17 protein-coding genes and 1 tRNA gene are annotated in these 20,520 nt (G+C 64.8%); 7 read left to right on the top strand and 11 right to left on the bottom strand.

Annotated features, from left to right (window positions below; genetic code table 11):
* Positions 1–160 precede the first annotated feature (160 nt).
* The 3 genes from ASD73_RS03545 to moaA all read right to left on the bottom strand — a co-directional run bounded on the left by ASD73_RS03545 (position 161) and on the right by moaA (position 2,142).
* Positions 161–235, bottom strand: a tRNA-Asn gene (locus ASD73_RS03545).
* Positions 236–318: 83 nt separating this feature from the next.
* Positions 319–1,089, bottom strand: coding sequence for an NAD kinase (locus ASD73_RS03540; RefSeq protein ID WP_056369084.1), 771 nt, complete (start codon positions 1,087–1,089; stop codon positions 319–321).
* Positions 1,090–1,119: 30 nt separating this feature from the next.
* Positions 1,120–2,142 (bottom strand): GTP 3',8-cyclase MoaA, encoded by a 1,023-nt coding sequence (gene moaA, locus ASD73_RS03535; RefSeq protein WP_056369086.1) that lies wholly within the window; start codon positions 2,140–2,142, stop codon positions 1,120–1,122.
* 54 nt (positions 2,143–2,196) lie between these two features.
* On the opposite strand from moaA, the gene ASD73_RS03530 reads away from it, so the two are divergent.
* The gene (locus ASD73_RS03530) at positions 2,197–3,396 is read left to right on the top strand and encodes a GGDEF domain-containing phosphodiesterase (protein ID WP_056369088.1); all 1,200 of its coding nucleotides are present in this window, start codon (positions 2,197–2,199) and stop codon (positions 3,394–3,396) included.
* Here ASD73_RS03530 and mfd read toward each other — a convergent pair.
* Together mfd and ASD73_RS03520 are read right to left on the bottom strand one after the other, a co-directional pair.
* Positions 3,393–6,887 (bottom strand): transcription-repair coupling factor, encoded by a 3,495-nt coding sequence (gene mfd / locus ASD73_RS03525; RefSeq protein WP_056369090.1) that lies wholly within the window; start codon positions 6,885–6,887, stop codon positions 3,393–3,395. The genes ASD73_RS03530 and mfd overlap by 4 nt on opposite strands.
* Complete coding sequence (locus tag ASD73_RS03520; protein WP_056369093.1) at positions 6,884–7,150, bottom strand: FAD assembly factor SdhE; 267 nt, start codon at positions 7,148–7,150, stop codon at positions 6,884–6,886. The genes mfd and ASD73_RS03520 overlap by 4 nt, the downstream gene beginning before the upstream one ends.
* 75 nt (positions 7,151–7,225) lie before the next feature.
* On the opposite strand from ASD73_RS03520, the gene recG reads away from it, so the two are divergent.
* The gene (gene recG / locus ASD73_RS03515; RefSeq protein WP_056369095.1) at positions 7,226–9,292 is read left to right on the top strand and encodes an ATP-dependent DNA helicase RecG; all 2,067 of its coding nucleotides are present in this window, start codon (positions 7,226–7,228) and stop codon (positions 9,290–9,292) included.
* On the opposite strand, the gene ASD73_RS03510 is transcribed toward recG, so the two are convergent.
* Positions 9,289–9,630: a PilZ domain-containing protein gene (locus tag ASD73_RS03510; protein WP_056369097.1), complete on the bottom strand. Its 342-nt coding sequence runs from the start codon at positions 9,628–9,630 to the stop codon at positions 9,289–9,291. The genes recG and ASD73_RS03510 overlap by 4 nt on opposite strands.
* 74 nt (positions 9,631–9,704) lie before the next feature.
* Positions 9,705–10,931, bottom strand: a complete 1,227-nt coding sequence (tyrS, locus tag ASD73_RS03505; protein ID WP_056369099.1) for a tyrosine--tRNA ligase — start codon at positions 10,929–10,931, stop codon at positions 9,705–9,707.
* Between the two features lie 41 nt (positions 10,932–10,972).
* Here tyrS and ASD73_RS03500 point away from each other — a divergent pair, with 41 nt between their 5' ends.
* The 4 genes from ASD73_RS03500 to ASD73_RS03485 are packed head-to-tail and all read left to right on the top strand — an operon-like array spanning position 10,973 to position 15,000.
* Positions 10,973–11,521, top strand: coding sequence for a DOMON-like domain-containing protein (locus tag ASD73_RS03500; RefSeq protein ID WP_056369101.1), 549 nt, complete (start codon positions 10,973–10,975; stop codon positions 11,519–11,521).
* 2 nt (positions 11,522–11,523) lie between these two features.
* Positions 11,524–12,723: an exo-beta-N-acetylmuramidase NamZ family protein gene (locus ASD73_RS03495; RefSeq protein ID WP_056369102.1), complete on the top strand. Its 1,200-nt coding sequence runs from the start codon at positions 11,524–11,526 to the stop codon at positions 12,721–12,723.
* Positions 12,724–12,734: 11 nt separating this feature from the next.
* Complete coding sequence (locus ASD73_RS03490; protein WP_056369104.1) at positions 12,735–13,739, top strand: hypothetical protein; 1,005 nt, start codon at positions 12,735–12,737, stop codon at positions 13,737–13,739.
* Positions 13,740–13,755: 16 nt separating this feature from the next.
* Positions 13,756–15,000 (top strand): M24 family metallopeptidase, encoded by a 1,245-nt coding sequence (locus ASD73_RS03485; RefSeq protein WP_056370333.1) that lies wholly within the window; start codon positions 13,756–13,758, stop codon positions 14,998–15,000.
* On the opposite strand, the gene ASD73_RS03480 is transcribed toward ASD73_RS03485, so the two are convergent.
* From ASD73_RS03480 to ASD73_RS03465, 4 genes are all read right to left on the bottom strand, one after another.
* Entirely contained in the window at positions 14,997–15,845 is an 849-nt protein-coding gene (locus ASD73_RS03480) for a DUF817 domain-containing protein (protein WP_056369106.1), read from the bottom strand. The genes ASD73_RS03485 and ASD73_RS03480 overlap by 4 nt on opposite strands.
* Positions 15,838–16,644, bottom strand: a complete 807-nt coding sequence (locus ASD73_RS03475) for a lipid II flippase Amj family protein (protein ID WP_082521333.1) — start codon at positions 16,642–16,644, stop codon at positions 15,838–15,840. Before ASD73_RS03475 ends, ASD73_RS03480 begins: the two co-directional genes overlap by 8 nt.
* A gap of 31 nt (positions 16,645–16,675) precedes the next feature.
* Positions 16,676–17,854, bottom strand: a complete 1,179-nt coding sequence (locus tag ASD73_RS03470) for a vWA domain-containing protein (protein WP_056369108.1) — start codon at positions 17,852–17,854, stop codon at positions 16,676–16,678.
* Between the two features lie 88 nt (positions 17,855–17,942).
* Positions 17,943–18,956 carry a hypothetical protein gene (locus ASD73_RS03465; protein WP_056369110.1) on the bottom strand — a complete coding sequence of 338 codons (1,014 nt, stop codon included), beginning with the start codon at positions 18,954–18,956 and terminating at the stop codon, positions 17,943–17,945.
* Between the two features lie 160 nt (positions 18,957–19,116).
* On the opposite strand from ASD73_RS03465, the gene ASD73_RS03460 reads away from it, so the two are divergent.
* Positions 19,117–20,514, top strand: a complete 1,398-nt coding sequence (locus ASD73_RS03460; protein ID WP_056369113.1) for a methyl-accepting chemotaxis protein — start codon at positions 19,117–19,119, stop codon at positions 20,512–20,514.
* Positions 20,515–20,520: the final 6 nt, after the last annotated feature.

The following is a 20,520-nucleotide window of genomic DNA, read 5'->3' as shown; positions in this document are numbered from 1 at the left end:
ATTTGTCCGTTGCAGTATCGGGGCGGCCTACGATATTCTGCTCTGCGATAAGAGCGGAGGCTCTTTTCATCGCTGCCCTGGAGTACGGGAGACTACTGCTGATGAATCTCGCGCAAAGCAAGAGTGCTTTGGCGTATGCTTCCGCGCGTCTAGAAAGAAATGGCTCCCCGGGTAGGATTCGAACCTACGACCGATCGATTAACAGTCGATTGCTCTACCGCTGAGCTACCGAGGAACACGCCGCCTAAGCGGACAAGGCGGCCCCTTTGCCGCCAACCGACAACTTTATCAAGGGGCTTTTATGGCCTTTTGTCACTCTCAGACGATAAATTGTTCCATCGCGATGCGTTCGTCGAGGCCCTGGTCGGGGTCGAACAGCAAAGTCAGCGGCCGGCTGCGGTCGGTGGTGACCAAAACCGTCTTCACATCGCGAATCTCGCGCTGGTCGGCGACCGCACTGACCGGGCGTTTCGCCGCCTCGCGGACGTTGAAGCGGATGCTCGTCGATTCGGGGACCAGCGCGCCGCGCCAGCGGCGGGGGCGGAAGGGGCTGATTGGCGTAAGCGCGAGCATTTCGGATTCGAGCGGCAGGATGGGGCCGTTGGCGCTGAGGTTATAGGCGGTCGATCCCGCCGGGGTCGACACGAGCACGCCGTCGCACGCCAGTTCCTCGAGCATCGTCTTTTCGTTGATGATCACTTCCAGTTTTGCCGCCTGGCGCGTTTCGCGCAGCAGCGAAATCTCGTTGATTGCGGGCAGGATGTGGCGCTCGCCGCTGATCGTCGTGATGTCGCCCGACAAAGGATGGATCAGGAAGGGGCGCGCGGCGGCGAGCCGGTCGACCAGCCCCTCGATCCGGAACTCGTTCATCAGGAAGCCGATGGTGCCTCGGTTCATGCCGAAAACGGGCATGCTTCGGCGCTGATCGAGCAACTGGTGCAGCATGTGGAGCAGGAAACCGTCGCCGCCGAGCGCTATCAGCAGATCGGCTTCCCCCAGCTCGACAAAGTCATAGAGCGGGCGCAGTTCGGCCTCCGCCTCCATGGCCGCGGGCGCGTTCGATGCGACGAGCGCAATCTTGCGATGCATATTGGTCCGGTTCCCCTAGCGGGCGGCCCCTCAGCCGCCCGTTGCACTCATATGACGCGCGACCGCCGGTTTGGACTTTCCATCAATATGAAAGTCATGCGCGCGGGGTTTGCCAGCCAAAGCCGCATCAATCAACCCATCGACGTCGCCGCCGTCGCGCAGCGCGGCGCGCAGGTCGACATGATCGTCCTGACCGAGGCACATATAGACGCGCCCCTCGACGGTCAGGCGGATGCGGTTGCATGTCGCGCAGAAATTGTCGCTGAGCGGGGTGATCAGCCCGAGCGTCACGGGGCTGTTTTCGACCGCGAAATATCGCGCCGGGCCGCCGGTGCGCTTGTCGACCGGATAGATGGCGCGCGCTTCGCGAAGCGGCGCGATGAAGTGATGGAGCGGGATATAATGATCGCTGCGGTCGCCCTCGACCTCGCCGAGCGGCATCGTTTCGATCAGCGTCAGGTCGCAGCCATTAGCGGCGCAATAATCGAGCATCGGGACGAGCTGGTCTTCATTGAGCCCGGCGAGCGCGACCATGTTGATCTTGACCGCCAGCCCGGCGGCGCGCGCCGCATCGATACCGCGCAGCGCGATGGCGAGGTCGCCGACGCGGGTGATATGGCGAAAGGCGGCGGGGTCGAGCGTGTCGAGGCTGACGTTGATTCGGCGCACGCCCGCCGCAGCCAGCATCGGCGCATGCCCGGCCAGCCGCATCGCGTTGGTGGTCAGCGTCAGCTCGTCGAGGCCGCGGCCGATCATCGCCCCCAATCGCATCGCGAGCGTGTCGATCCCGCGCCGCACAAGCGGTTCGCCGCCGGTCAGACGGATGCGGCGGATGCCCCGCGCAACGAAGCGCTCGGCAATTTCGCCCATTTCCTCTATGTTGAGCACCGCCGATTTGGGCAGGAAGGTCATGTCCTCGGCCATGCAATAGCGGCAGCGCAGGTCGCAGCGATCGGTGACTGACAGGCGTAAGTAGCTGATCTGGCGGCCAATGCCGTCGATCAAGGGTGCCGTCGATACGGCATGTCGGGATAATGTGGCAGCCACGCGCATATTGTGCTGCAAAAGGGAAGCTCTTGGCAAGCAAAGCCTGATAGAGGGACCGCCATGAATCGCCTGTCCGACACCCTTTCCGCCTGCGCCCGCAAACTCGAAGCCCTGCACGCGCGCTATGATGCCGACGCCGGGGTTATCCTGGTCCAGGTCGACCAGATGGCGCGCATCAACAACAGCGCGGGGACGGCGACGGGCGATTCGGTGCTCGACGAGATCGGGCGGCGGCTCGAAAATTTCGCGAGCGACGAATTCGGGCAGGGATCGTGCGTCGACCGGCTCGACGGCCCGCGTTTCCTGATCGTCCCGTCGACACCGATGTCGCTCGGTGCCCTGCGCGCGCAGGAGCGCGCGCTCCACGTCGCGCTGGCCGAACCGATCGTCGGCGATCCGAACGGCCGCCTGTCGATCCGCATCGCCGCGGCGCTGATCACGCGCGATGAGTCGGTCGCCGAGCAATTGCGTGCGGCATGCGACCAGCTGGCGCGGCCGGCGTCTGCCCGCGACGGCGTGATGGTCCATGCGGCGTTGTCGCAGAATGAGGTCGTGATCCACTACCAGCCGCAATACGACGTCGCGACCGGCGAAATGACCGGGGTCGAGGCACTGCTGCGCTGGCAGCATCCCGAACTCGGGCTGCTTGGCGCAGGGCCGCTTGTGACCGCGGCGCGCGCGGCGCGGCTCGAATGCGAGCTCACCGAACATGCCCACCGCGTCGCGCTGGCCGAAATGGCCACCTGGCCGAAGGCGCTCGCGAAGCTCCGCGTGTCGCTCAACATCACCGCCGCCGATCTCGGCGATCCCGAATTTGCCGGTCGCTTCGCCGCGATGGCAAAGGCGGCGAAGATCGATCCCGACCGGCTGACGCTCGAGCTGACCGAACAGGCGATGCTGAGTGACCCCGCGAGCGCGGCCGACCAGCTGGCACAGATTCGCGCGCTCGGCGTCGCGGTCGCGATCGACGATTTCGGCACCGGCTATTCCAGCCTGTCGCTGCTCGCGCGGCTGCCCATCGACTATCTGAAGATCGACAGCGGCTTTACCCGCACGATCGACGGCAGCGACCGCGACCGCATCGTCGTGCGCGCGATCGTCGACCTGGCGCGCGCGTTGGGGCTGCTGGTGGTGGCCGAGGGGATCGAGAATGAGCGCCAGCTGGCGCGGCTGTCCGAACTGCGCGTCGCGACATGGCAGGGGTTCCTGAAGTCGGGGCCGGTGCCGGCGGATCAGCTGCTGGCGTTGATGGGCGCCTAGGCGACCTGTTTCGCCAGCTTGCCCAAACCCTTCGATAGCTGCAGCGCGCCGTTGAGGCGTGCGCCGGTGCTGACCCAATCACCGCTGATCGACAGCTTGTTGTCGGGGCGAATGCGCGCGCGGCCCTTGAGCCGTTCGACATAGGCGATCAGCCCCGGAACGTTCGCGAATTGGTCGCCGTGGAAGCTCACGAGCGCGCCCTTGGTCCCGACGTCGAGCTTGGCGATGCCCGCGAGTTTGGCGTTCGCCTTGATCTCCATCAGCTGGACGAGGTTCGCGGTTTCGGGCGGCAGCGGGCCAAAGCGATCGATCATCTCGGCGGCGAAGGCATCGAGCGCCGGACGGTCCAGCGCGTCGTTGAGGCGGCGATAGAGCGCCATGCGCAGCGGCAGGTCGGGAACATAATCCTCGGGAATCAGGATCGGCGCATCGACGGTGATCGTGGGCGACAGCGCTTCGCGCGGCGGCAGCTTTCCGGCGCCTTCGGCCTTGGCGACCAAAATCGCATCTTCGAGCATCGACTGGTAAAGTTCGAAGCCGACCTCGCGGATATGCCCCGACTGTTCGTCGCCGACGAGGTTACCCGCGCCGCGAATGTCGAGATCGTGGCTTGCAAGCTGGAAACCCGCGCCGAGCGTGTCGAGGTCGCCGAGCAGCTTGAGCCGCTTTTCGGCGGTGTCGGTGATCGCGCCATGCTCGGGGGTCGTGAGATAGGCATAAGCGCGCGTCTTCGCGCGCCCGACTCGCCCGCGCAGCTGGTACAACTGCGCGAGGCCGAAGCGGTCGGCGCGGTGGATGATCAGCGTGTTGGCGCTCGGGATGTCGAGCCCGCTTTCGACGATCGTCGTCGACAGCAGCACATCATATTTGCGATCGTAGAAGGCGCTCATCCGGTCCTCGACCTCGGTCGGGGTCATCTGGCCGTGCGCGACGACATATTTGATTTCGGGCACGCGGTTACGCAGGAATTCCTCGATATCGGGCAGATCCTTGATCCGCGGGACGACGAAGAAGCTCTGCCCGCCGCGGTCATGTTCGCGCAGCAACGCTTCGCGCAGCACCACGGCGTCCCACGGCGCGACATAGGTGCGGACCGCGAGGCGATCGACCGGCGGGGTCTGGATGACGCTGAGCTCGCGCAGCCCCGACATGGCCATTTGCAGCGTGCGCGGGATCGGCGTTGCGGTCAGCGTCAGCACATGGACGTCGGTCTTGAGCTGCTTCAGCCGCTCCTTGTGAACGACGCCGAAGCGCTGCTCCTCGTCGACGATGACGAGACCAAGATTCTTGAACTCGACCGATTTAGCGATCACCGCATGCGTGCCGACGACGATATCGATATGACCGCTCGACAGGCCATCGCGCGTCTTTTGCGCCTCACCCGCCGGAACGAGGCGCGACAGCCGGCCGATGTTGACCGGGAAGCCTTTGAAGCGCTCGGAGAAATTGGTGTAATGCTGGCGCGCGAGCAAAGTCGTGGGCACGACCACCGCGACCTGCACCCCCGCCATTGCGGCGACGAACGCAGCGCGCAGCGCGACCTCGGTCTTGCCAAACCCGACGTCGCCGCAAACGAGTCGGTCCATCGGGCGACCCGACGCCATATCGGCGAGCACGTCGCCGATCGCGCGGTCCTGATCGTCGGTTTCCTGATAGGGAAAGCGGTCGGCAAAGGCAGGGTAAGCGGCGTCCTGCGCGAGCAGCTCGCCCGAGCGCAAGGCGCGCTGCGCGGCGGTCGCGAGCAGCTCGCCCGCAATCTCGCGGATGCGCTCCTTCATCCGCGCCTTGCGACGCTGCCACGCCTCGCCGCCGAGCTTGTCGAGACCGACGCCGTCGCTCTCGCCGCCGTAGCGCGAGAGCACGTCGAGATTCTCGACCGGGACGTAGAGCTTGTCGCCGCCCGAATAGGTAAGCGCGACGCAATCGTGCGGGCTGCTCCCGACCGGGATCTGGGTCAGCCCCTCGTAACGCCCGATGCCGTGATCGAGGTGGACGACAAGGTCGCCGACGCTGAGCGTCGCAAGTTCGGCGAGGAAGGCATCGGCGCTCTTGCGGCGTTTCTGGCGGCGGACGAGGCGTTCGCCGAGAATGTCCTGTTCGGTTAGCAGGCTGATCGCGTCCGATGCGAAGCCGTGGTCGAGCGGGAGCACGACCATTGCGGTGGCGCCGCCGCTTTCCGACGACGCGGTGCCGAGTGCCTCCTGCCAGCCGTCGACCGGCGCGAGCGAGGTGACGCCATGGTCGCGGAGCAATCCGGACAGGCGCTCGCGCGCGCCACCCGAATAGCTCGCGATGATCGTGCGCCGGCCCTTGCGGCGCTCGTCGGACAGATGGTCGGCGACCTTGTCGTAGACGTTGAGATCGGCGGTGCGTTCGGGCGTGAAATCGCGCGCCGCGAAGGTTTCGAGGTCGACGATGGTCGCGGCGGGCGGGACATCGAACGGCGTGACGATATGGATCGGGCGATCCGACGAGGCCCCGGCCCATTCGCTTTCGGTCAGGTACAGCGTCTCCGGCGCCAGCGGGCGATAGCTGCCCGGCGATTCGCGTTCGGCGGCGACGCGGTTGGCGTGATAGTCGGTGATCGCGGCGAAGCGCGTCTCGGCGGTCGCTTCGGTCCGATGGCCTCGTAGCACCGGGGTCGCCGGGTCGATATGGTCGAACAGCGTCGCGAGCCGTTCCTCGAACAGCGGCAGCCAATGGTCCATGCCCGCCTGCCGCCGACCGTCGCTGACCGCCTGATAGAGCGGATCGCCCGTCGACTGCCCGCCGAACAGGTCGCGATAGGCCGAGCGGAAGCGCTTGATCGTCGCTTCGTCGAGCAAGGTTTCGCTGGCAGGAAGCAGTTGCAACGCCTTGGCGGGACCAAGGCTGCGCTGGTCGGCGGGGTCGAAACGGCGGATGCTCTCGATCTCGTCGCCGAAGAAATCGACGCGGAGCCCCGTTTCCTCACCCGCGGGGAACAGGTCGAGGATGCCGCCGCGCACCGCGAACTCGCCCTGGTCGGCGACGGTGTCGACGCGGCTAAAGCCGTTCGCGATGAGCAGTTCGGCGAGGGCATCGCGGTCGATCCGCTGTCCGGCCGCCAGCGTCGTCGCGAGCTGGCGAATACGAAAGGGTGTCAGCGTGCGCTGCGTGATCGCGGCGACGGTGGTGAGGATGAGTTCGCCGCGTTTTGGCGCGATTTGCAACGCCGAGAGCGTCGCAAGCCGGTCGGCGCTGACGCGCATCGACGGGCCGGCGCGGTCATAGGGCAGGCAGTCCCATGCCGGGAAGCGGTGGACGATCAGATCGGGCGCAAAGAAGGGCGCCGCGTCGGCGATCGCCTGCATCGCGCTATCGTCGGTCGCGACATAGACGAGGCGCTTATCGCTTGCCCGCGCGAGATCGGCGAGTAGCAGCGGCAGGAAGCCGTCGGCGGCGCGCGCCAGCGTCAGCGGCGCCGTCGCCGATCCGATCGCGGCAAAAATGTCGGCGGCGGGCATCGTCATGGCAGCGGGATATAGTCCAGGCGGCGCATCGCGGCGATCATCTCCGGTCGGTTGAGATGCGCGGGCGGCTGACCGGTGCCGAGCGCCCACGCCATGATGTCGACGTCGTCTTCCTCGACAACGGCTTCGTACCAGCTGAGTTCCGCTTCGCCCCATTCAGCTGAATAGCGGTCGAAGAAGCCGCCGATCATATAGTCGGCCTCGCGCGTGCCGCGGTGCCAGGACCGGAATTTCAGGCGTTTGAGGCGATCGGTGTCGGACACGGCGGGAATCCCGATAGCCCATGCTGCCGGGAGTGGCGCACGGGGCAAGCAAGCGATAGATGGGACGCAGTAGCCATGCGACCCGAGATACTCAATCCGCTCTTTGCTGCGCTCACCGACCTGAAAGGCGTCGGGCCGCAGCTTGCCAAGCCGCTGACGCGGCTGGGGCTGGAGCGCGTCGTCGATGTGCTGTTCCATTTGCCGACGGGATTGATCTCGCGCTTTCCGGTCGAACGGCTCGATCAGGCGCAGGCCGGGCAAACGATCATCGTCGAACTGACCGCGCAGGATTACCGCGCCGGTCGCTCGCCCCGCGCCCCCTTCGGGGTCGAGGCGTTCGACGACGCGGGCGACCATGTCCGGCTCGTCTATTTCGGGCGCACGTCGGGGCTGGCGCGGAAACTCTTTCCCTTGGGCGAGAAGCGCCGCGTGTCGGGTCGGCTCGACCTCTATGGCGACATGCGCCAGATCGTGCATCCCGATCAGGTGATCGAGCCGGGCGACGAGGCGGGAATCGCCGAACATGAGCCCGTCTATCCGCTGACCGAAGGGCTCACCAACGCGCGGTTGTCGCAGCTGGGACAGGTGGCGCTCGAACGGCGCCCCGAGCTTGCCGAATGGATCGATGCGCCTTTGCTCGTCAGCCGGAGCTGGCCGACATGGACCGAGGCGATGGCGCGTGCACATGCGAGCCCGCGCGACGAGGCGGCGCGCGACCGGCTCGCCTATGACGAGATTTTCGCGAGCCAGGTCGCGCTGATGCTGATCCGGCAGGGGCTGCGGACACGCAAGGGCCGGGCGATCGTCGGCGATGGGCGGCTGACCGATGTGCTGAAGCTGCCGTTTGGGCTGACGGGCGCGCAGGAGCGTGTCGGGCGCGAGATTGCGGGCGATTTGGCGCAGGATACGCCGATGCTGCGCATGCTGCAGGGTGACGTCGGCTCGGGCAAGACGCTCGTCGCGTTGCGCGCCATGCTGGCGGCGGTCGAGGCGGGGACGCAGGCGGCGCTGCTCGCACCGACCGAAATTTTGGCGCGCCAGCATTTTGCGACGTTGCAGCGGATGCTTGGCGGCTTGCCGGTAAACCTCGCGATCCTCACCGGGCGCGACAAGGGCAAAGTTCGCGAATCGACGCTGATGGGGCTCGCCGACGGCAGCATCGATATCCTCGTCGGCACCCATGCGATCTTCCAGCAGGCGGTGACCTACAAGGATCTCGCGCTCGTCGTCGTCGATGAACAGCATCGTTTCGGCGTGGCGCAGCGGCTGATGCTGACGCAAAAGGCGGCGCGCCCGCCGCACCTGCTGGTGATGACCGCGACCCCGATCCCGCGCACGCTGCAACTTGCCAACCATGGCGAAATGGACGTGTCGCAGATTGACGAGATGCCGCCGGGGCGCACCCCGGTCGATACGCGCGTCGTGTCGGTCGATCGGCTCGACGAGGTCGTCGACGGGCTCGACCGGCACCTCGCGACCGGCGCCCAGGCCTATTGGGTGTGCCCGCTCGTCGCCGAAAGCGAGATCAGCGAACTCGCGGCGGCCGAGGAGCGCGCGGCCTTGCTGCGCGCGCGGCTGGGCGAAAGCCGCGTCGGGCTGGTACACGGGCGGATGAAGGGGCCCGAGAAGGATGATGTCATGGCGCGCTTCCAGGGGGGCGAGATCGGCGTCCTCGTCGCGACGACGGTGATCGAGGTCGGGGTCGATGTCCCCGCCGCCAGCCTGATGATCGTCGAGCATGCCGACCGCTTCGGCCTCGCGCAGCTCCATCAACTGCGCGGCCGCGTCGGGCGCGGCACGGCGAAGTCGGTTTGCCTGTTGCTGCGCTCGCAGAATCTGTCGGAAACCGCGCGCGAACGGCTCGCTTTGATGCGCGAGACGAACGACGGTTTTGTGATCGCCGAGAAGGATCTCGAGTTGCGCGGCGGTGGTGAATTGCTTGGGCTCAAACAGTCGGGCGATGCCGATTACCGGCTCGCAACGCCCGAACAGCTCGTGCGCCTGCTGCCCGTCGCGCATGATGATGCGCGGCTGTTCGTCGAACGCGATGGCGGGATGGACGGCGCGCGGGCGGAGGCTGTGCGGCTCTGCCTGTATCTTTTCGAACGCGACGCGGCGGTGCCGCTGCTGCGGAGTGGTTAGTTGACGTCGCCCCGCGCGCCCATGGCGCGGATCATCGGCAGATAATCTTCGACCGAGATCGATTTGTCGAACTGCAAACCGGTCTTGCCGGCGAGCGACCAGACGACTTTCGCCGAGGTGCGGCCGATGATCGGCATGCGGAGCACGACGAGGTCGCCGATCTCCAGTCCGCGTTCGAAGCGCATCAGCATACCGTCGGCGCTGATGTTGACGCAGGTGCACATTTCCTGCCGTCCGTCGGGCATGACAAAGGGCAGGCGGCAATAGACGTCGCTACGCGGAGCGATCCGCTGGTCGAGGCCGACATAATGGGCCTTGCTCGTGTCAATCTTGCGCATATTCGTGGACCTTGTTGATTTGGCCATGACGATCCATCCGATTGCTGAAGAAGTCGTAAATGCGTCTGTGCGCGTTACCGGGTCACAAGGCCATGTTTTTTTGACCCGAGGCTGAGCGGAACGGGATCCGCACCGGGCTGGATCAGGTGCTGCGGGTCGCGAACGACCGCGCCGTCAACCTTCACCGCGCCCTCGTCGAGCTTGCGGCGTGCCTCTTTGTTCGAGCCTGCGAAGCCGAGTTCGCGCAGCGCATCGACGACGCTGATCCCCTCGGCGGGTGCGACGGCCTGCGGAAGGTCGCCACCGATCTGCCCCTTTTCAAAGGTTTGCGTAGCGGTCTCGGCGGCGGCTTTCGCGGCGTCCGCGCCGCGGCACATCGCGGTCGCCTCGTTCGCGAGGATTTTCTTCGCCTCATTGATCTCCGCGCCTTCGAGCGCTTCGAGCCGCGCGATCTCTTCGAGCGGCAGGTCGGTGAACAGCTTCAGGAACTTGCCGACGTCGCGGTCGTCGCAGTTGCGCCAATATTGCCAATAGTCAAAATGGGACAGTTGTTCGGGATTGAGCCACACCGCGCCGGCGGCAGTTTTGCCCATTTTGGCCCCCGCGGCGGTCGTCAGCAGCGGAGTCGTGAGTCCATAGAGATCGGCGCCGTCCATGCGGCGGCCCAGCTCCATGCCGTTGACGATATTGCCCCACTGATCCGATCCGCCCATTTGCAGACGGACATTCATGTCCTTCGACAGGTGGCGGAAATCATAGCCCTGGAGGATCATATAGTTGAATTCGAGGAAGGTCATCGGCTGCTCGCGCTCGAGCCGCAGCTTGACCGAATCGAAGGTCATCATGCGGTTGATCGTGAAGTGCGTGCCGACTTCCTGCAGCAACTGGATATAGCCGAGTTGGCCGAGCCAGTCCTGATTGTCGACCATCACGGCGTCGGTCGGGCCGTCGCCGAAGGCCAGATATTGCTGGAAGATGCTGAAGATCGACGCGATGTTCGCGGCGATCGTGTCGTCCGACAACATCTTGCGGCTTTCGTCGCGCCCGGTCGGGTCGCCGATCCGCGTCGTCCCGCCGCCCATCAGCACGACGGGCTTGTGTCCCGTCTGTTGCAGGCGGCGCAGCATCATGATCTGGACGAGGCTGCCGACGTGCAGCGACGGCGCGGTCGCGTCGAAGCCGATATATCCCGGGATGACCTGTTTCGCGGCGAGCGCATCGAGCCCTTCCGCGTCGGTCGTCTGATGGATATAGCCTCGCTCGTCGAGCAGGCGCAGCAGGTCGGATTTGTAACTGGTCATAGCGGGCGGGCGCTTAGCATGGGGTTTGATATTTGGATAGCATGCGCAAAGAGCTGATCTGTCACCCGGCGACGCCGGGCAAGGCCGTGCGCGCGGTGGCGGTCGAGGTCAGCCTGTCGTTCGAGGACGGTTTTGCGCTGCGCTTCATCGTCGATGGCGCGATCGCCGCGCTGGTGCTGCCCGACGGGCAGGGCGAACTCGTGATCGCCGACAGCGCCACCGATGGCCTCTGGGAAAGCACCTGCTTCGAGGCGTTCCTGACCGAGGAAGGCGAGCCCGACTATACCGAATTCAACTATTCGCCCGACGGCCGCTGGGCCTGTTACCAGTTCGACGATTATCGCTCGCTGCTGCGCACCGACGACCTCGCGCCCTGGGAAATGGCGGCGGAGAAGGGCGACCAAAGCTATGCGCTGCGCGTCGAGCCCGGGATTTTTCCCGACAATGGCGCGAAGCTCGCGCTGTCAGCGGTGATCGAGGAACTCGACGGCACCAAAAGCTATTGGGCGCTTGCGCATCCGCCGGGCAAGCCCGACTTCCATCATCCCGATTGCTTTGCGCTCACGCTTGGGGCACCCGACGCGGCATGACAGTGAACTTCGGCATCGACCGCCTGCTCGCCGATCCGGCGCTTCGCAAACCGCTCGAAGGCAAGCGCGTCGCGCTGCTCGCGCACCCCGCTTCGGTCACCGCCGACCTGACGCACAGCGTCGATGCGCTCGTCGCGTCGGGGCTCGACATCACCGCGGTGTTCGGGCCGCAGCATGGCGTTCGCGGTGACCTTCAGGACAATATGATGGAGTCGCCCGACTTCACCGATCCGACCTATGGCATGCCGGTGTTCAGCCTCTATGGCGAGGTGCGGCGGCCGAGCGGCCAGTCGATGCATACCTTCGACGTGATGCTCGTCGACCTGCAGGATCTGGGTTGCCGCATCTATACCTATGTGACGACGCTCCTTTATATTCTCGAAGCCGCGGCGCAGCATGGCAAGGCGGTATGGGTGCTCGACCGGCCGAATCCCGCGGGGCGCCCCGTCGAGGGGACGCGGCTTCTGCCCGGCTGGGAAAGCTTCGTCGGCGCGGGACCGATGGTGATGCGTCATGGCCTCACGATGGGCGAGATCGGACACTGGTTCATCCGCCACTTCGGCCTCGACGTCGATTATCGCGTGATCGAAATGGAGGGCTGGGACCCCAAAGGCCCCGGCTTCGGCTGGCCGGAGGGCCGGGTGTGGGTCAACCCCAGCCCGAACGCCGCGAACGTCAACATGGCGCGCGCCTATGCCGGCACGGTGATGGTCGAGGGCGCGACCTTGAGCGAGGGCAGGGGCACGACCCGTCCGCTCGAGCTGTTCGGCGCGCCCGATATCGACGCCAAGGCGGTGATTGCCGAAATGCAGCGCCTCGCGCCGCAATGGCTCGGCGGATGCAAGCTGCGCGACATCTGGTTCCAGCCAACCTTTCACAAGCATGTCGGCCAGCTCAATAGCGGCGTGCATATCCATGCCGACGGGCCGTGGTACGATGACGATGCGTTCCAGCCGTGGCGCGTGCAGGCGCTGGGATTCAAGGCGATCCGCAGCCTCTATCCGGACTATCCGATCTGGCGTGGCAAGGATTTCAAATATGAATATACCGACGATGTGCTCGCGATCGACGTGATCAACGGCGGACCGGGCCTGCGCGAGTGGGTCGACGATGCGGGTGCAGATGCGGGCGATCTCGACGCGCTGGCGCTGCCCGACGAGGCGGCGTGGCGCGAAGAGATCGCGGATTTGCTGATTTATTGAGGGGCGAACAAATGCTGACGATCTGGCGGCGAAGCTTGGCGGCTGCGATCAGCATTGCCCTTGCATTCCCGATCGCAAGCTGCGCGGCCGAGCCGTCAGCCGCATCCTTCGTCGAGCGTGAGATCATTACGCTGCCGTTCCCCGGCGGGACCGATATCGAGCGTCTGAAGCAATCCCATCGTGATGTCGTCGGCCTGCTGCGGAAACGGGCAGCAGAAGAAGCGCGCGACTCAAAATATCAGCCTCATGTCGGCGTTTATACCGTTTTTCCTGCCAACCCTGCGCGCCCGCGGACCATCATTGGCGCGGTGACACCCCGAAAGGGTGTGTTCTACGCCGTGCCTTATGGCCATTATGTATCGCTGGACGATTACAATAATGGCCGGATCGAGCCGAAGGACAAGATCGATGTGTGCCGAATGGAAATGCGATGGGACCGGCTTCCGGGCGGGCCGATCGCGCCGGGGTTCGTCTGGGCGCGCATGTATATGCCGGACCTCGATTGCAAGTTGCCGCCGGCCGACCAGTTGGCCCTGCTGGATGAGTGGAAAAACCGCAAGGCAGGGCCGGACTATATCGTCGAAGACAAGGTTTCGGCAGGCGATGTCAGCGTTACGCTGATCCGGGAAGTTCGGCCGAAAGGCTCGGCATATCGGCCCTACGATGCCGTTGCGGCGTCGGCGAAGATGATGAAAGCCGGGGATGTTGTGATGTGGGCGATACCGTTGATCGAGGATAACGAGACCGCATCGGTCGTTGCGACGCGGCGCGGACGATTGTTTGCCTATTTTTCCGACGGAATTTACGCGCGGGACTTCCAGGACCTGATGTGCGTTGCCGATGGACTGTCATGGGCCGATATCGTGGCAGAGCCGGGCCTGCTCGGGACGGAGACCGCCCGGCGGTTCTGCCAAGACCTGATGAGGCAATATAGTGATCGCCGCAGCGAAGAGATGCAGCGCATCAATGAAAAATTGCCGCCGCCCTTAAGTATACCCATGACGCCCCGAAACTGACGGAGAGAAAGCAATGATGCAGCGACGGCAATTTCTGGGCACCGCGGCGATCGGCGGACTGGCGGCGACTTTGCCCGCGCCGGCGTTCGCCGCCGATACGGCCGGCCTTCCCAATCTCGCCGCCAAGGCAGTGCCGATCGGCAAGGCCGAGCGTGTGGCGCGGATCGCCAAGGCGAAGGAGTTGATGCGCGCGAACGACATCGGCGCGCTGTTGATCGAGCCGGGGTCGAGCCTCATCTATTTCACCGGGGTCGAATGGTGGCGCAGCGAGCGGCTGACCGCCGCGGTGCTGACGCGCGAGGGCGAGGTCGCGATCGTCACGCCCTTTTTCGAAGAACCGTCGGTGCGTGAGAGCCTGGGCGTTGAGGCCGAGGTGCTGACGTGGAACGAGGACGAGAATCCGCTCGCCGCGGTCGCCGCCTGGCTCGGCAAGCGCGGGCTGGCCAAAGGAAAGATCGGCGTCGAGGAAACGGTGCGCTATTTCGCCGTCGATGGCCTCGAGAAAGCGATGCCGCAGGCGACCGTCGTCAACGGCGCGCCCGTCGTGCGCGGATGCCGGATGCACAAGTCGCCCGCCGAAATCGCGCTGATGCAGATCGCCGCCGACATCACGCTCGCCGCCTATCGCCACACCGCGCCGCGGGTCGAGGCGGGGATGACGCCGTCCGACATCGGGGCGATCATGAAGGCCGCGACCATCGCGCTTGGCGGCAAGAGCGAGTTCGAGCTGATCCTGCTCGGCGAGGCGAGCGCCTATCCGCACGGGTCGGGCAAGCCGCAGGCGGTGAAGAACGGCGAGGTCGTGCTGATGGACTGCGGCGCCACCGTCCATGGCTATCAGTCCGACATCTCGCGCAGCTTCGTTTACGGCAAGGCGAGCGCGCGCCAGCGGCAGGTATGGGACCAGATGCGCAAGGGACAGGATGTCGCTTTCGCCGCGGCCAAGCTCGGCACGCCCGCGGGTCAGGTCGATGACGCGGTGCGCGCCTATTACGAGAGCCTCGGCTGGGGCCCCGGCTACAAGCTGCCCGGCACCTCGCACCGCACCGGCCATGGCATCGGGCTCGACGGGCACGAGCCGGTCAATCTGGTGCGCGGCGAGACGACAAAGCTCGCGCCCGGCATGTGTTTCTCGAACGAGCCCGGCATCTATATCCCGGGCGAGTTCGGCATAAGGCTGGAAGACTGTTTCTACATGACCGACGGCGGGCCGAAATGGTTCAGCGAGCCGCCGCCGTCGATCGACAAGCCGTTCGGCTAATCGGGCGTCTTGGGCCGCTGGACAAGGCTGACGAGCACGAACGAAATGATCATCAGCAGATACCAGCTGCCGAGCTTTTCGACGCCGACCATGTGCCAGCCGTCGTTCTGGCTCGGATAGGTCCAGGCGCGCGCGAAGGTGCCGATATTTTCGGCGAACCAGATGAACAAAGCGACGAGCCCCCAGCCGACGAGCAGCGGCATGTGGCGGTGGATGTGGAGCGGGCGGAACCACACCTGACAGCGCCAGAAGAGCAGCGCGGTCGCGGCGAACAGAAACCAGCGGATGTCGTATACCCAATGGTGCGCGAAGAAATTGACGTAGATCGCCGCCGCCAGCGCATAGCTGGCCCACGCGGGCGGGTAGCCTGAATAGCGGAAATCGAAGATGCGCCAGACGCGCGCGATATAGCTGCCGACCGCGGCATACATGAAGCCCGAAAAGAGCGGGACCGCGCCGATGTGGAGCAGGCTCGCCTCGGGATATTGCCACGATCCCGCGGCGGTCTTGAACAATTCCATCACCGTGCCGACGATGTGGAAGATGAGGATGACGAGCGCCTCCTTCGGCGTTTCGAGCCGGAAGGCGAGCATGCCGAGCTGGATCAGCACCGCGCCGATCGTGATTGCGTCATAGCGATGGAGCGGCGCATCGTCGGGCCAGAAGAGATGCGTGCCGAGCAGCAGCGCAAGCATCAGCGCGCCGAACAGGCACGCCCAACCCTGCTTGAAGCCGAAGACGAGAAATTCGAGAAACCAGCCGCGCGGCCCGGGTGTTACCGCCATCGCCTCCAGCCGCGCTCGGACGGCATGGAAGCGGCTGTGGCCGCGCTGCGTGTCAGACATGCACGGCAACGTATGCGATCAGCAGCGCGGCTGGCAGCAGCAGCGCCTGCGCCAGGACCGTGCCCGCAAGGCGGCTCAGCGAGATCAGCGTGATCGCGCGGCGGAAATCGGCCTCGTCGACTTTGCCCTCGACCGCATCGTCGGTCATTACCGACAATTGCGGGTCGATGAAGGCAAACAGGAGGATCGTCGCAAAGCCGTTGATCAGCGCCGAGAGCTGCGACGCGGTGACGCGAAATTCGGGAGCGAGATAGCCGGCGTAGAGCGACGCGACGACGCCGACCGCGAGCAGCGACTGCGCGAGGCAGTTCGCGATAAGGACGCCCCAGCCAATCCCCTTGGGCATGCGCCAGCTTTTGAGGTGCGACAGGCTGGGGAGGGTAAGCGAGCGGCCCAATGTGCGCAGGCCGCTCGGGCTCGCGGCCTTCAGGGCGAGTTTGGTCGTCGAACGATTGTCCTGATACCAGCCGATCGCGGCGGCGAACATGCGCTGCCCTGTGGGCACCAGCAGGATGCCGACAAGCGTTGCAACGCTCGCCGCGGCGAGCACGAACTGCATGTCGATGAAGAGCTGAGCGCCGCTGCCGTCGTGGATTCGCGTCTCGATCCGCTTGGCGAGGAAGGGGCCCAAAAAGCTGTTCGACGTGCGCGAGAAGAGCACGAGGATGTTGAACAGCGCGAACGACATCGCGATGCGCCGCGTCCGCACCCCGGCAATGCGCGCGGCATAGGCAAGCGCGCCGATCAGGTTGATGAAGCCGGTGAGGAGCAGGATGGTGACGAGGGGGAGATCGATCATCTTCGCGCCCCTACACCCCGCCCACGCCGCGTCAATGCTTTCGCGTCAGCTCGCGCATCGCGTCGTCCAGCCCGGCGAGGCTGAGCGGGTACATGCGGTCGTTCATCAACTGTTTGATCAGTTTCACCGACTGGGTGTAGCCCCAATGAGCCTCGGGCACGGGATTGAGCCACACTGCGGCGGGATAGACGTGGGTGATGCGCCCGAGCCAAACCGCGCCCGATTCCTCGTTGAAATGTTCGACGCTGCCGCCCGGATGGGTGATTTCATAGGCGCTCATCGATGCATCGCCGACGAAGATGACCTTATAATCATGGCCATATTTATGGAGGATGTCCCACATCTGGTGGCGTTCGGACCAGCGGCGCTTGTTGTCTTTCCACACGCCCTCATAGGGGCAGTTGTGGAAATAGAAGAATTCGAGATTCTTGAACTCGGTCGTCGCCGCGCTGAACAATTCCTCGCAGAGCTTGATGAACGGGTCCATCGATCCGCCGACGTCGAGGAACAGCAGCAGCTTGACCGCGTTGCGCCGTTCGGGGCGCATCTTGATGTCGAGCCAGCCTTGTCGAGCCGTCCCATCAATCGTGCCCGGAATGTCGAGTTCGTCGGCCGCACCCTCGCGCGCGAACTTGCGCAGGCGGCGGAGCGCGATCTTGATGTTGCGGGTGCCGAGTTCCTTGGTGTTGTCCAGATTCTGGAACTCGCGCTTTTCCCAGACCTTCAGCGCGCGCTTGTGCTTGCTCTCGCCGCCGATCCGCACCCCCTCGGGATTATAGCCCGAATTGCCGAAGGGCGAGGTGCCGCCGGTGCCGATCCACTTGCTGCCGCCCTCATGGCGCTTCTGCTGTTCCTCGAGCCGCTCCTTCAGCGTCTCCATGATCTTGTCCCAGTCGCCGAGCGACTCGATCGCCGCCATTTCTTCGGGTGTCAGGAATTTCTCGGCGACCGCCTTCAGCCAGTCGGCGGGGACGTCGACCGGGTTTTGGCCATAGTCCGAAATGATGCCCTTGAAGACCTTGTTGAACACCTGGTCGAAACGGTCGAGCAGGCCCTCGTCCTTCACGTAAATCGCGCGGGACAGGTAATAGAATTGCTCGGGGCTGCGATCGATCACCTCGCGGTCGAGCGCCTCCAGCAGCATCAGATGCTCTTTCAGGCTGGCGGGGATGCCCGCGGCGCGAAGCTCGTCGAGAAAGCCGAAAAACATGGGGCAGGCGTATCGCGTTCGCGCGGCGCGTGCAATCACTTTACGTGAACGTAAAGCTGCCCCCTGCCGATGACTGTCGGCCCGAACGTCAATCGGGCGCGTAGGCCGCCGCATCGGCCGGCGCGATGAAAGCCGATGTTTCGGGATGCGCGACGAGGCTGTCGACCGTTGCGGCGAAGGCCTCTTCGCCGGGCTTGCCGGCAAAGAAGCGGACGACGCCGCTTTCCTTCTTCGCCGACCACGACAAGCTGTAAAGCGGCGCGCGTGCGGAAATCCGGCCGAACGCCTCCGCGAACAACGGTATTATCTTTTCGTCGAGCGGATAGAGCGTCCAGCGTTTTCCGCCCGCTTCGCGCGCATAAACGGGCTCTGCCGCATCGCCCAGCAATGCCTTGCCCTGACCGCTCGCGACGATCTTCGACAGGAACATCTCGGCCATATGGTTGTTGAAGGGCATTGCCTGCTCGCCGTCACAGGCCGAACCGCTGCAAGCGCCGTTCGCGGCCAAAATCGACGCCCAGGGAAGCGCACGGACGAAAGCGTCGATCTGGCCTTCCTCGGCGGGTTCCTTCGATGCGGGAAGCGTTGCCCGCACTTTCGCGGTCCATTTCCCCAATTCGATGAAATAGAGATATTCGAGCAGCGTGTCGCCGCCGATACCGACCTTGTAGGTGGCCTTGAAGCCCCGTAGCTTCTGCGGTGCTTCGATATCGAAGGGGCCATCGGCCCACAGAAATGTCATCACGTCGCGGCCATGGCCGAGCGAGGCAATCGCCCCCTTCAGCCGATGCTCGGCAAGGTCGCCGCGCTGGAACAGGAACGCCGAAATCTCGGTCGAGGCCGCTTCGCGCTTCAGCCTATAATGCAGCATGACGTCATTGCCATTGTCGACGGCCATCAGGCTGGTGCGCTGAAAGCCGTCGATGCTTTCGGGAAAGACGGTGCCCGTTGCGATATGGGTGATCGGCCCGCTCGTCTCGCTGCCCGACCAGATTGCGGGGTCCGCGGTGCGGATGATGCGATGACCGCCGACAGTTTCCTGCGCCCCTGCGGGCAGCGCGACTGTTACGGCGACCGCCGCCAGAACCGGCCAAAGACGCATGATATTTCCCCCGTATTCCCCAACAGCCCGTCCGAAGGCGTAACGCGTCGCCGGACGGTGTGCAATGCGCCTTCGATCCCGCGATCAAGCCGCGAAATTGACGCGCCGTTAATCATTGTCCGCCATATCTCCTCGATCATTCAGGGACGTGGGCAAGCCAATGAAATATGATCCGATCAATCCGGCGGCGCCGATACTCGATCAGTCGGTCGCAAGCGACTGCGGCGAGCTTGCCGTCGGTTGCAGCGACGCCGCGGGCCGCATCGAGCGGGCGACCGACCAGATGGATCGCCAGATCGCCGAACTCGGGCGGCTCGAGGAATATGTCGTCAGCCTCGAGGCCGACCAGCGCCAGATCGCCGATTCGACCGATGAGGCGAAGCTGTTGTCGGCGCGCGCGTGCGAACAGCTCGACACCGGCGCCGAACGCGTCAATGCTGCGGTCTCCGAATTCCGTTCGGTCATCGACCTCGTTGCGCGGCTAGGCCAGCATGTCACCAACTTCGCCGCGGTGATGGAACAGGTGCAGCAGGTCAGCCAGTCGATCGAACAGATCGCCAAAACGACGAATATGCTCGCTTTGAACGCTGCGATCGAGGCCGAACGCGCGGGCGATGCCGGCCGCACCTTTGCGGTCGTTGCCGCCGAGGTGAAGAAGCTGGCGCAGAACACGCGCGGCGCGACCGACGAGATCCGCCGCAGCATCGGCAGCCTCGCCGCCGAGGCGAGCGGGCTCGTAACCGAAATCCAGTCGGGCGTCGAACAGTCGAGCCGCGCCGAGGCGCAGTTCGAAACGATCACCGACGCGTTGCACGATGCGACGCACCTCGTCGCGCTGCTCGATGACCAGAGCGACCGCATCGCGCAATCGAGCGCGATGGTGCATGCGAATGGCGCGAAGGTGCGTGAGGCGCTCGACGGCGTCGTCACTTCGGTGCGCGACAATAGTTCGACTCTGGTGGGCACGCGCGATTCGATCCTGTCGATGGAGCATGTGTCGAACCGCATGTTCAACGCGGTGATCTCGGCGGGGGTCAGCCCGCAGGATTCGGCGATCGTCGCCCTGGCGGCGAAGGTGCGCGACGAATTCATCGGGCTGGCCGAACGCGCGGTCGCGCATGGCGAGCTGTCGATGGAGCAGCTGTTCGATACCAATTATGTGCGCGTGCCGAATTCGAACCCCGAACGTTTTCGCACGTCACTCTGTGACTGGGCCGATGCGCACTGGCGCCCGTTGTTCGACCGCATCGTGGCGCAGCATCCCGAGATCAAGATGTCGTCGGCGGGCGACATGAACGGCTTCCTGCCGACGCATATCACCGAATGCTCGCGCGCGCCGACCGGCGACCTCGAGCATGACACCGCGCATTGCCGCAACGGCCGCATCCTCTATGACGGGGTCGACGCCGCGGCGAAGCGCAGCACCGCGCCCTTTTTCATGACGGTCTATCGGCAGGAAGGCGACGGCATCAATTACGTGACCGTGCGCAACGTCTATATGCCCGCGATCATCAACGGCCGCCGTTGGGGCGATGTCGAGGTGGCGTATCAATTATAGGCGTCA

The organism is Sphingopyxis sp. Root154 (assembly GCF_001427105.1).
Classification (GTDB): Bacteria; Pseudomonadota; Alphaproteobacteria; order Sphingomonadales; family Sphingomonadaceae; genus Sphingopyxis.
Note: the sequence above shows the minus strand (reverse complement) of the source record. Positions and strands in the feature narration are given on the sequence as shown.

What these genes read in the sequence shown, in the direction of transcription:
- ASD73_RS03530 (WP_056369088.1), top strand. Translation starts at nt 2,197, where the DNA reads ATGAATCGCCTGTCCGACACCCTTTCCGCCTGCGCCCGCAAACTCGAA.
- tyrS (WP_056369099.1), bottom strand. Translation starts at nt 10,931, where the DNA reads ATGACCAGTTACAAATCCGACCTGCTGCGCCTGCTCGACGAGCGAGGC.
- ASD73_RS03460 (WP_056369113.1), top strand. Translation starts at nt 19,117, where the DNA reads ATGAAATATGATCCGATCAATCCGGCGGCGCCGATACTCGATCAGTCG.
- ASD73_RS03470 (WP_056369108.1), bottom strand. Translation starts at nt 17,854, where the DNA reads ATGTTTTTCGGCTTTCTCGACGAGCTTCGCGCCGCGGGCATCCCCGCC.
- ASD73_RS03500 (WP_056369101.1), top strand. Translation starts at nt 10,973, where the DNA reads ATGCGCAAAGAGCTGATCTGTCACCCGGCGACGCCGGGCAAGGCCGTG.
- ASD73_RS03490 (WP_056369104.1), top strand. Translation starts at nt 12,735, where the DNA reads ATGCTGACGATCTGGCGGCGAAGCTTGGCGGCTGCGATCAGCATTGCC.
- recG (WP_056369095.1), top strand. Translation starts at nt 7,226, where the DNA reads ATGCGACCCGAGATACTCAATCCGCTCTTTGCTGCGCTCACCGACCTG.
- ASD73_RS03510 (WP_056369097.1), bottom strand. Translation starts at nt 9,630, where the DNA reads ATGCGCAAGATTGACACGAGCAAGGCCCATTATGTCGGCCTCGACCAG.
- ASD73_RS03465 (WP_056369110.1), bottom strand. Translation starts at nt 18,956, where the DNA reads ATGCGTCTTTGGCCGGTTCTGGCGGCGGTCGCCGTAACAGTCGCGCTG.
- moaA (WP_056369086.1), bottom strand. Translation starts at nt 2,142, where the DNA reads ATGCGCGTGGCTGCCACATTATCCCGACATGCCGTATCGACGGCACCC.
- ASD73_RS03540 (WP_056369084.1), bottom strand. Translation starts at nt 1,089, where the DNA reads ATGCATCGCAAGATTGCGCTCGTCGCATCGAACGCGCCCGCGGCCATG.
- ASD73_RS03480 (WP_056369106.1), bottom strand. Translation starts at nt 15,845, where the DNA reads ATGTCTGACACGCAGCGCGGCCACAGCCGCTTCCATGCCGTCCGAGCG.
- mfd (WP_056369090.1), bottom strand. Translation starts at nt 6,887, where the DNA reads ATGACGATGCCCGCCGCCGACATTTTTGCCGCGATCGGATCGGCGACG.
- ASD73_RS03475 (WP_082521333.1), bottom strand. Translation starts at nt 16,644, where the DNA reads ATGATCGATCTCCCCCTCGTCACCATCCTGCTCCTCACCGGCTTCATC.
- ASD73_RS03485 (WP_056370333.1), top strand. Translation starts at nt 13,756, where the DNA reads ATGCAGCGACGGCAATTTCTGGGCACCGCGGCGATCGGCGGACTGGCG.